11 protein-coding genes are annotated in these 9,355 nt (G+C 72.0%); 4 read left to right on the top strand and 7 right to left on the bottom strand.

Features of this window, described 5'->3' with window-relative positions; genetic code table 11:
* The coding region (locus tag AB0D08_RS32260; protein WP_359893797.1) for an AAA family ATPase at window positions 1–2,165 on the bottom strand (2,165 nt) is incomplete at its 3' end.
* 101 nt (window positions 2,166–2,266) lie between these two features.
* A complete protein-coding gene (locus AB0D08_RS32255) occupies window positions 2,267–2,992 on the bottom strand; it encodes a hypothetical protein (protein ID WP_149038178.1) in 726 nt (241 codons plus the stop codon).
* A 767-nt stretch (window positions 2,993–3,759) separates the two neighbouring features.
* Between AB0D08_RS32255 and AB0D08_RS32250 the strand changes: the two genes are divergently transcribed.
* Both AB0D08_RS32250 and AB0D08_RS32245 read left to right on the top strand, forming a co-directional pair.
* The gene (locus tag AB0D08_RS32250; protein ID WP_149038177.1) at window positions 3,760–4,089 is read left to right on the top strand and encodes an MFS transporter; all 330 of its coding nucleotides are present in this window, start codon (window positions 3,760–3,762) and stop codon (window positions 4,087–4,089) included.
* Window positions 4,059–4,223: an MFS transporter gene (locus AB0D08_RS32245; protein ID WP_149038176.1), complete on the top strand. Its 165-nt coding sequence runs from the start codon at window positions 4,059–4,061 to the stop codon at window positions 4,221–4,223. Before AB0D08_RS32250 ends, AB0D08_RS32245 begins: the two co-directional genes overlap by 31 nt.
* Window positions 4,224–4,290: 67 nt before the next feature.
* Here the strand turns inward: AB0D08_RS32245 and AB0D08_RS32240 are convergent, their stop codons facing one another.
* Window positions 4,291–4,590 carry a hypothetical protein gene (locus AB0D08_RS32240; RefSeq protein WP_033820790.1) on the bottom strand — a complete coding sequence of 100 codons (300 nt, stop codon included), beginning with the start codon at window positions 4,588–4,590 and terminating at the stop codon, window positions 4,291–4,293.
* 340 nt (window positions 4,591–4,930) lie between these two features.
* Here AB0D08_RS32240 and AB0D08_RS32235 point away from each other — a divergent pair, with 340 nt between their 5' ends.
* Window positions 4,931–5,410, top strand: coding sequence for a deaminase (locus AB0D08_RS32235; protein WP_359893794.1), 480 nt, complete (start codon window positions 4,931–4,933; stop codon window positions 5,408–5,410).
* A gap of 54 nt (window positions 5,411–5,464) precedes the next feature.
* Here AB0D08_RS32235 and AB0D08_RS32230 read toward each other — a convergent pair whose 3' ends face one another.
* Entirely contained in the window at window positions 5,465–6,106 is a 642-nt protein-coding gene (locus AB0D08_RS32230; RefSeq protein ID WP_033820789.1) for a choice-of-anchor C family protein, read from the bottom strand.
* A 377-nt stretch (window positions 6,107–6,483) separates the two neighbouring features.
* On the opposite strand from AB0D08_RS32230, the gene AB0D08_RS32225 reads away from it, so the two are divergent.
* Window positions 6,484–6,690, top strand: a complete 207-nt coding sequence (locus AB0D08_RS32225) for a hypothetical protein (RefSeq protein ID WP_033820788.1) — start codon at window positions 6,484–6,486, stop codon at window positions 6,688–6,690.
* A 264-nt stretch (window positions 6,691–6,954) separates the two neighbouring features.
* Here the strand turns inward: AB0D08_RS32225 and AB0D08_RS32220 are convergent, their stop codons facing one another.
* The 3 genes from AB0D08_RS32220 to crcB (AB0D08_RS32210) form a co-directional block, all read right to left on the bottom strand.
* On the bottom strand, window positions 6,955–8,136 hold the full coding sequence (locus tag AB0D08_RS32220; protein ID WP_359893792.1) for an FAD-dependent monooxygenase: 1,182 nt from the start codon (window positions 8,134–8,136) through the stop codon (window positions 6,955–6,957).
* A 135-nt stretch (window positions 8,137–8,271) separates the two neighbouring features.
* Window positions 8,272–8,640 carry a fluoride efflux transporter CrcB gene (crcB, locus tag AB0D08_RS32215; protein ID WP_033820786.1) on the bottom strand — a complete coding sequence of 123 codons (369 nt, stop codon included), beginning with the start codon at window positions 8,638–8,640 and terminating at the stop codon, window positions 8,272–8,274.
* A 52-nt stretch (window positions 8,641–8,692) separates the two neighbouring features.
* Window positions 8,693–9,295: a fluoride efflux transporter CrcB gene (crcB, locus tag AB0D08_RS32210; protein WP_359893789.1), complete on the bottom strand. Its 603-nt coding sequence runs from the start codon at window positions 9,293–9,295 to the stop codon at window positions 8,693–8,695.
* Between the last annotated feature and the right edge of the window lie 60 nt (window positions 9,296–9,355).

Genomic DNA, 9,355 nt, shown 5'->3' with positions numbered 1-9,355 from the left:
GGCAGGGGGATGTGGTGGCGGGAGGCGTCCAGGTGTTCCCGGGCGGTGCGCCAGCGGCCCTGGCCCGCGGCGATGATCGCCGCCCACGCCCGCACCACCGAATAGTGAGCATGAAAGCCGCCCAGCTCCGTCTCGGTGACCGCCTGCTCGGCGTGGGCCGCGCCGTGGTCCCAGTCACCGAGCAGGTACTGACAGATCGCCAGATTGAAGCCCGCATGAATCCTCGCGATGAAAGGGGCGCCCTGAGCCCGCCACGGTTTCAGGACCTCGACGAAGTCGGCCTGCGCGGAGCGCAGTTCACCCAGGCCGAGGCGGCAGTAGCCTCGGTTGACCAGCAGGATCGTGTCGGAGACCGGCACACCGGCCGGATTGTCCGGCAACCCGGTGAGCCACGGCTCCTGCAGCGTCGCGTGCGGTCCGTCTGCGAAAAGCATGCCGCAGCCCAGAACCCACTGGATGCCGGCCAGGCCGTTCAGGTTCGCACCCAGTTCCGTGGCTCTGCGGGCGAGCTCGACCCCCCTGCGTCGCTGTCCGGTGTGGAAACACCCGTAGGAGAACCTCATGCAGGCCTGAAGGATCATTGCGCTGCTCTGCTCGGCCTCGGCCTCGGCGAGGCAGAGTTCTCCCAGCCGCAGAGCCTCTTGGAACCTTCCGTCCAGAAAGGCGTAGCCGCTCTGCAGGGCGGTGCGCATGGCGCACGGTTCGCAGGCGTCGACGGCGTGGCGCAGCCGGTGGCCGGCGCGGATGCCGTTGCGATTGAGGGTGTAGGTGGTGTGGGTGGCGGCGGTGAGGAAGCGGCGTTCGCGCAGGCTCCGGTCCTCGGTGAGATCGGAGGACCACTGCAGGAGGGTGGCCGCGCGCGGGAGGTTTCCGGCGGCGGCCTCACGGCCGGCCTCGGCCTCGAGATCGCCGGCCAGCTCGGCGTCCGCGTGATCGGTCGCCGCCACCCGGTGCGCCCACGCCGCCTTCGCGTCCACCACCGGAACGGCGGCCGTGTGCAGTTCACGCCGGCGCTGGGGCCGCATCACCCGGTAGACCGCGTCGCGCTGCAGCCGGTGGGTGATCGCCACCGGGGAGGACGGTTCGGAGGGGGCCCACTCCACCAGTCCCGAGGCCAGCAGCGGACCGAGCGCCAGCGAGGTGTCCGCCACCCCCGCGACCCGGCCCGCCAGCACCAGCGGCACCCGGGCGTCCAGCACCGCCAGCGCCTCCACCAACGCCCGGCCGTCCTGCGGCAGCCCCACCAGAGTGCGCCGGACCGCCTCCGCCAGCGACTCCGGCACCGGCAGTCCCACCTGCGCGTCCGCCAACCCCGCCGACCCCAACGCCGCCACCAGCGACCTCACGTACAACGGATGCCCACCCGTGTGCTCCCACACCCTGCGCACCGCAGCCACACCCGCACTGCTCCCGCCGGCCGCGCCATACGCCCCGGCCAGCAGACGGCCGACATCCGCCTCCCCGAGCCCGCCCAGCCGCACCACCTGGGCGTTCGGCGCTCCCGCCACCAGCCGCTGCCACTCCTGCGCCCGCTCCCCCGCCAACGTCCCCTCATCGACCGGCCCCCTGGTGCGGACCGTCGCCAGCACCAGCACCTGGTCCGCCCACAACCGGCGCATCACGAACCGCAGAACCCGCAACGACTCCTCGTCCATCCACTGCGCGTCGTCGACCACCAGCACCACCGGCCCCGAGTCCTGCACCGCCCCCAGCAGGTCCACCAACTCCGCCCCCACCGCCACCGGCGTCACCGACGGCCCCAGCACCCCACCCAGCACCGCGAACTCCCGCAGCAACACCCGGCCCGCCTGACGGCGCCACTGTTCCACGACCCCGTACGGCCAGTCCTGCTCCGCCGCATCACACGACGCCCACCACACCGACCACCCCTCCAACCCCTCCACCACCCGCCGCACCAACGACGTCTTCCCGATCCCCGCCTCCCCCTCCACCTCCACCAACCACGGCACACCCGCCGCAGCCCCCACCACACACGACCCCAGCACACCCAGCTCGACCTCACGCCCCACGAAGCCGGAAGACGTGCCCACGGACGACCCTGTCTCCATGCCCAGCCACCTACGCTCCAGCCACCAAAAGATGAAATAAACGCCCAGAATGTTAATTATCGAACCGTATGTTCGAAATTGCTGTTCGAGTGGCACCCGGGCGGATCCACACCAGCGACGCCGTGCGGCCCCGCGCGCCGTGCGCGCCGCGTACGGACGCCCCGCAGGTGGAGCGCCTCCGTGTGGATGACGGGTGCTCAGGGCCGGATACGGGCCGCGGCGATGGGACGCTCGGCCGCGGTGAACGCCCCGGGAGCGTCCGGGCTGCGCCGGTACCCGGCGATGCGACCGGTGCTGCGGTCCTCGTACAGGACCATGTGGCCGTAGCCGACGCCGTCGCCGGTCCCGGCGCCCCCGAGTGCCCGGGTGTCCGGATAGGCGTCGAACAGGTCCGGGAAGCCGGCCCGGGTTCCGTGCGGGCGGCTGCTGCAGTCGACCACCTCGAAGACGTGCGGCAGGACGGGCAGCGGGAAGCGACGGTCCGCCGGGTGCGGGAGGAGCCCCCGGTGGCGGCGGACTATCACGATGTGCCCGGAGTAGACCGCCTCCTTCGGTCGGTTGTAGTCGACCGACAGGAGATCACCGGGCAGGAGATCACGCACGGTGGTGACCGGACGGAAGTGCGGGATGCCCCGGGCGAAGGCGGCCCGATAGGCTCTGGCATTCGGCGAGTGGCAATGCGGCCCCCAGTCGGCGACATGGTCACGCAAGAAGCGCTCGGTGGCCCAGCCGGACGAGGTACCGGGTCCGTAGGCGCGCTCGACGACACGGGTGAGGAAGCTCGCGCAGCGCGACAGCACGTAGAAGTCCTCTGCCGCACCGGGCGATCCCCAGCGGACCTGGTCGGGAAGGCCGTCGAAGCGGCCGGCGTGCCGGTACCGGTTGCGGCCGAGCTCCCACGGCAGCGCTGCCAGGTGGTCCACGAGCGTCTCGGCCTCCGCCAGATGCGGGGGCCGCGCCGTGCGGGCGGAAGACCGGTCCGCCGGTGCCGCCGTCATCGCGCTGCCGCCCCTGCGAGCGGGAAGATTCCGTTCCGCACCGGCATCGACCTCCTGCGATCCTCGCCCGCCCCCACCCTCCCGCAGAGCGACCGGGAACTCCTGCACCTCCGGGTGTCGGTTCAGGCAGAGGTCAGGTCGTGGCTCCGGCCGGCCGGTCACCCTGGTGCGGGCCGTGCAGCTCCTGCTGCCGCAGGGCCTCGCAGAGCAGATCGAGGCCCTGCGGAGGTGCCGCCGATGGGTGCCGTACGGCAGGCCGAGCCGCCGGGCGGACCCGCATCAGGACGCAGACGGCGAAGGCTGGATTCCATGAACGGCAGGTCACCCAGCCAGCCGAACAGCAGATGGGCGTCCACCGGCTCGTCGGAGAACGGGCCCAGCTCCGCGACGTGCCACTTGACCGCCTGGTCAAGGCAGGGGGAGCGCCGATGAGACCTGACGGAAAACCACATACGCGAGGAGGCAACGGCGTAGAGGTGTCACCGCTCGGCCCTCTTCCGGTGTGGACTCGGGGCAACAGTGCGGGCAGGTCGTGGTGGCCGGTGGACGGTCCTGGAAAGCAGCCGTTCACGGCGTCGGGCGTGGGACGGTCGGGGGTCCCTCTGAAGGCCGGGCGTCGCGTACGACCCCCCGCGGCTTCCCGCGCCACCGTGTGCGGCGCGGGCGTCGCATGTTGAAGGACACGACCGACATTGCCACGTCAGCTTCGTCATCTCTCCGCCGCCGGCCTGCCTGCAGACCCCCGGACGGCACTGTACGTGCTGTGCGTCAGCTTCTTCATGATCTGTCTGGATGCCACGGTCGTGAACGTGGCCGTTCCCGACATCCGGGCATCCCTCGGGGCCTCGCTCAACGATGCCGTGTGGGTCAACAGCGCCTACGCCCTCTGCTACGCCGTCCCCCTCATCCTCGCGGGCCGACTCGGCGACCGCTACGGCCCCAAGCGGATCTTCCTCATCGGCCTGGCCGGTTTCACCGCGGCGTCGCTGGCATGCGCCCTGGCCCCGACGCCCCGGCGCTGATCACGGCCCGCGCTGCCCAGGGGGCCTCCGCCGCGCTGACCGCGCCCCAGACCATGTCGCTGATCGTCCACCTCTTTCCCGCCGAGCGCCGCGGCAGGGCTCTGGGTGTGTGGGGCGCGGTCGGCGGCGTCTGAACGTGCTGGTGCGGCCGGGCCGTCGGTGGCCCGGACGGAGCCCGGGCCACCATCCCCCGCTGAGCGGCTACTCGGCGCCGCTGACCCCGGGCGCGACGAACCGCCGGTGGAGCGGCGCGAACGAGGTCTCGGGGGCACCGGTGATCCCCGCCTTCTCGACCGCCGGCGACAGCCGCTCGGCGAGGAAGGCCTCGAATGCCTGCTGGGACTCCCATACGTCCGTCACATGCAGGCCCTGCGCGTCGAACCAGGCCACATGGACCTGCCCGCCGGCCGCCGGGACCTGCTCCCAGTCCACCGCGTCCCGCACCACGTCGTACTGCTCCGGCGTGACCCCGGACCAGCGCATCGACATCACCACAGCCATACTCGTTCCCTTCGCTCAGCAGCGGCGTACCTGTCCGCACCAGCCAACAACCCCCGGTGCCGCGCCACATCTCCACGGCAGCCGACGGCGTCCCCGGGCGGAACGGGCCCGTTTATCGTCGCGCCCCGCGCATTCGGCCGACAGAGCGCGCGGAGGCCCGCAGCCACCACCCGGAAGCCACCAACGCCCGGTACACGGTGCACCCTGAGAACATTCCGGGAGCAGGGGGACCGTCGGCAGGCGTCTCACGGGGCTTTGGGCCTAGCTTGGCTGTGTGTCGCCGGAAGCCCCGGCCGGAAGGCCCCCGCCGGACCGCCCTCCTCGCAGCCAGGAGAACCTGATGAAGGAAGCACGTGTCTTTCCGGAGACCCCCGCGCTCGAGCAGGCCATGGCGGAGGCGCTCGCGACGGTGGAGACGGACGGCGCGACACCCTTCGGCGCCGTGCTGCTCGACGTCGCCGGGAACATCGTGGCCTTCTCGGCGGCCAACACCTGCGCCGAGGACGGACCCTTGGCGCACGCCGAGATGAACGTCATGTGGCTGGCCCTGCGCGAGCGGTCCGACCTGCGCGGTCTGGTGCTGGTGAGCACCGTGGAGCCCTGCCCGATGTGCTCGTGCGCCGCCGTCATGAGCGCAGTGGACGGTATCGCCTTCGGCACCTCCATCGCGACGATCGCGGGACTCGGCTGGCCGCAGGTCATGATCTCCAGTGACCACATCGCCGACGCCCACACGCTGCGCCGGATCCCGGTCGTCGGCGGAGTGCTCGGCGACCGGACGGACGCCCTGGCCCGGCGGACGGGCGTGCCGTCGCGGTAGCGCGGTCAGGCCCCACGCTCCGGGGCGTGGGGCTGTGCGCATCGCCGCTGCCGGCTACTTGTGCAGTCGGAAGGTTTCGACCTTGACGTTGTCGATGAGCGGGCCACTGGGCGACGGGTTGGAAGGGTCTCCCGTGGTGCTGGCGAAAGTCAACGTCGTGGACTTGTCCGCAGCGATGAAGGTGACCTGCTGTTGCTTCCAGCCGAGATCGTTCACGGTCTTCCCGGTCACATCGACGGAGAAGTCCTGGACCTTCTGCCCGTTGATTTTCACTTCGCCGGTCTTCACGGCAGGGCCTCGCTGAGGATTGCCGGCCAGGGAGAAGGTCAACTTGTACATCTCCCCCTTCTTCGTGGCGAATGTCTGCTCCACGGCGCCGGGCTGGGTGATGTTGAGATCGGTCGCATTGGTGCCGTTGAGATCGAGGATCTGGCTGCCGTCTGCCGTCTGCCAGCCGCGAACCAGGTCGACCGTCTTCACGGTGACCTTCCACGGCCCGATGGTATTGTTATCGGATTCCGTGCTGCGAAAGGTTTTGATCTGCTGGGATATCTGGGGGGTCTCGAAACTTCCGTCGCTGAATGCCGGCGACTTCCGGTCGTTTGCGTAGCTGCTCTGAGTCGCGACCGTCATGGATCCGGCGGCGCCTGCGAGGCTGATCGCGGCGGTGGTGATGACGAAGAATCTGGACGGCATTGTTCAAGCCTCTCGAATGCTGATCCCGGAGAATCTCGTGACGGTGGTCCCCCTGGCGGACGGCCCGGCGCCGGCCGGATGGGGCTGTCAAGTCTCGACTCCGGCTCAGCCTCCGGGAATGGTCTTCTAGGCCGACCTCGGGGCGGACGGATGTTCACCATGGGGTGGGCGGCAAGGAAGGCCGGGTGGCTTCCGCTGCCGCTGCTGCCGCGGTTTCGGAGCCGGGCCGGCGGCGGCGCGCCGCGCGGTCGTCCCAGCCGGCGGGCGGTGTTGCCGGGGCAAGCACGGGGGTCGGAGGGGTTGCAGTATGGGAGTGGGCGGGGTGGCTGCGACGGTCGGCGCCCGGGCGGCCCGGCGGACGGCGCGAGGGAGACGAGATGGAGTCGAACGAGCCTTCGATCATTTCGGCGGAGGCCGAAGCACGCACCGAGTTGCTGAAGGCGATCAGCGCGGAGATCCGTGCGCTGGGCCGGTACGGCGGACAGAATCACCGCGCCCTGCTGGAGTTGGCCCACGCGTATGCGCTGGTGACCGGGAGCATCGGAGCGGCGACGGCCGTCCCCGCTCCGGAGCAGCGGTTGTAGCCGCAAGCTCCGGTGCGAGGCCCTTCGGGCAGACCGTGCGGCACCGGCGGTTGACCTGACGGTCCGAGGCGGCTGCTCGACGGCGTGCTCTCCTTGAGGCCGGGCTTCGTCGCACTGGGAAGCGGGGCGAAGCGGGTGGCAATCGGCCACCGCCTGGTGGCCGGCCCGCGGTGACTCCCCATCGGAGCGGGCCGGCCGCCCGGTCCACGCGCCCGGCACCGGGCAGCGGGACGCGGGCGGGGGACGGACCGGGCCGAGGCCCTGCTACCGGGGCAGACGAAAGCCGTTGAAGAGATCGTCCATACCGCGCAGGGCCAGCCGGGCAGGGGTGGCACGGACGGCGAGGTCGCGGGCCGCCGCCGCGAGCGGGTTGCGGATGGCTCCCAGGCGGCCGACCCGGCGGCCACGGACACGCACCGCGTCGGTCCGGTTGCGGCGGGCGGCGCTGTACGCGGCCAGAGCGGCCGGGACGGCGTCCGAGCCGCCGCCACCGTCTCCGGCGGGCAGCAGGTGGGCGAGGACCACCGCGTCCTCGATGGCCTGGCAGCCGCCCTGGCCGAGGTTGGGCGCCATGGCGTGGGCGGCGTCGCCGAGCCAGGCGATCCGGCCGTGGTGCAGGCGCGGGAGCGGGGCGGCCAGGTCGTGGAGGTCGTTCTGGAGGACGTCCGTGGGGGAGAGTCGGTCGATGTGATCCAGCAGGGCCGGGATCGGGTCGTGCCAGGAACCGAAGCGACGGCGGAGTTCGGCACGCGGGTCGGCCGACCGGGTGCCGGCCGGGACGACCGCGGTGGCGTAGAGGTACAGCCGGCCGTCGGAGAGCGGCGTCACACCGAATCGTTGGCCCCGCCCCCAGGTCTCGCTCATGGCCGCGATCCGCAGGTGCGGGGTGTCGACGACGGCCCGCCAGGCGGTCTCGCCGATGTAGTGCAGACCCGGGTGGGCGGGGAAGTGCGCGCGGCGCAGCGGGCTGTGGATGCCGTCGGCGGCGACGACGAGGTCCGCCGGAAGGTCCCGGCCGACGGCCGTCCGGACGATCGGGTTGCCTGAGGAGCCGTCAACGGCCGTCACGGCGGTGCCGTAGCGAAGGGCTTCCGGCGGCAGTGCGGAGGCGAGGGCGCCGGTGAGGGCCGGGCGCGGGACGGCGATCGGGGGCACGCCGTAGCGGGCCGTCAGGTCGGCGGTGTCGGCCCGGGTGAGCCACCTGCCGTCGGCGCGGCGTAGACCCATGGTGGCGGGTACGGCACGGCCCGCGGCGTGGGCGGCGTCGACGCCGATGGTGTCGAGCGCGCGCAGGGCGTTGGGGGCGAGCCCGATGCCGGCGCCGGTGGCGGGGGGTTCGGGGGCGCGTTCGCAGACGGTGACGTGCCAGTCGCGGCGGTGCAGTGCGACGGCGGCGGTGAGGCCGCCTATTCCGGCACCGACCACCACCGCGTGACGTTTCGTCATGGCACACATCTCCGCTCGGTCCGGTACCTGTTACCGTCCGGGATTCTCGCATCGGCCATCGGCCATCGGCCATCGGCCACGAGGCGGGTGCCGTGCCGCGCCGCCCGTACTGCGGGCCGCAGCCGTCCAGCACTCTCACAGGGCGGTGAGCAGCGCGTGGCCGGCGGCTGCGGCGGCCAGGCCCGATGCCAGGCTGCCGAGGGCGTTGAGTCCGGCTTCGGTGAGGGAGCCACCCTCGAGGAGCCGGACGGTTTCGAAGGTGACGGTGCTGAAGGTGGTGAGGGCGCCGCAGACGCCGGTGCCGAGCAGCAGCATGGCGTTGTGGGGCAGGCCGTGGGCATGGGCGGCACCGGTGAGGGCACCGAGGACGAACGCGCCGCAGACGTTGACGGTGAGGGTGCCCCAGGGGAAGACGCTGTCGTGGCGGGCCTGGACGGCCTTGTCGGTGAGGTAGCGCAGCGGCGCGCCGACCATGCCGCCGAGGAAGACGATGAGCAAGGCCATCAGGTGTTCCCCCGGGGACCGGTGGACACGGGGTGGTGGAGCAGTGGGCCCATCACCGGTTTCCTTCCGAGGGGGGACGGGTGGTGGCCGTACGGTCGGCTTCGGCCCGCCGCTGTGGGCCACCGGACACGGGTGGGCGGGCGAGGCGGCGGGTGGCGGCGATGCCGGTCCACGCGGCGGCGAGACCGACGACGAGGCTGGTGAGCGCGTAGGCGTCGGCGACGGCGAGGTGCCCGCGGGCGAGCAGGTCGCGCAGCTCGACGGCGTACGTGGAGAAGGTGGTGAACCCGCCGAGGAGGCCGACGCCGAGGAACGGCCGGGCGTAGCGGTTCGGCGGCCGGACCTCCAGCACGTGGACCATCAGGACGCCGAGCAGCAGGCTGCCGGTGATGTTGGTGGTGAAGGTCGCCCACGGAAAGCCACCGACAGGGGTGGGCCAGGCCCGGGCGAGGGTGTAACGGGCGATGCTGCCCACTCCGCCGCCCACGGCGACGACCGCGACGACGTCCCACTGGCGCGGCCGGGCGGGGCGCTGCACTCCGGCTGGTTCTGCGGGCAGCGGGACGGCCGTGTCGGGATCGATCGGCAGGACATCGGCACCGTCGGCAGGGGGACGGCCGTGAGTACCGGACGGGGCGTTCAGACGGCGGTGCATTGTGTCTCCCACCTGGCGACCGTGGTGTGGAAGCCCAGACGGCTCGGTGCCCGGGCCGTT

Origin of the sequence: Kitasatospora sp. NPDC048540, from assembly GCF_040651175.1 — a bacterium.
GTDB lineage: Bacteria > Actinomycetota > Actinomycetes > Streptomycetales > Streptomycetaceae > Kitasatospora.
Note: the sequence above shows the minus strand (reverse complement) of the source record. Positions and strands in the feature narration are given on the sequence as shown.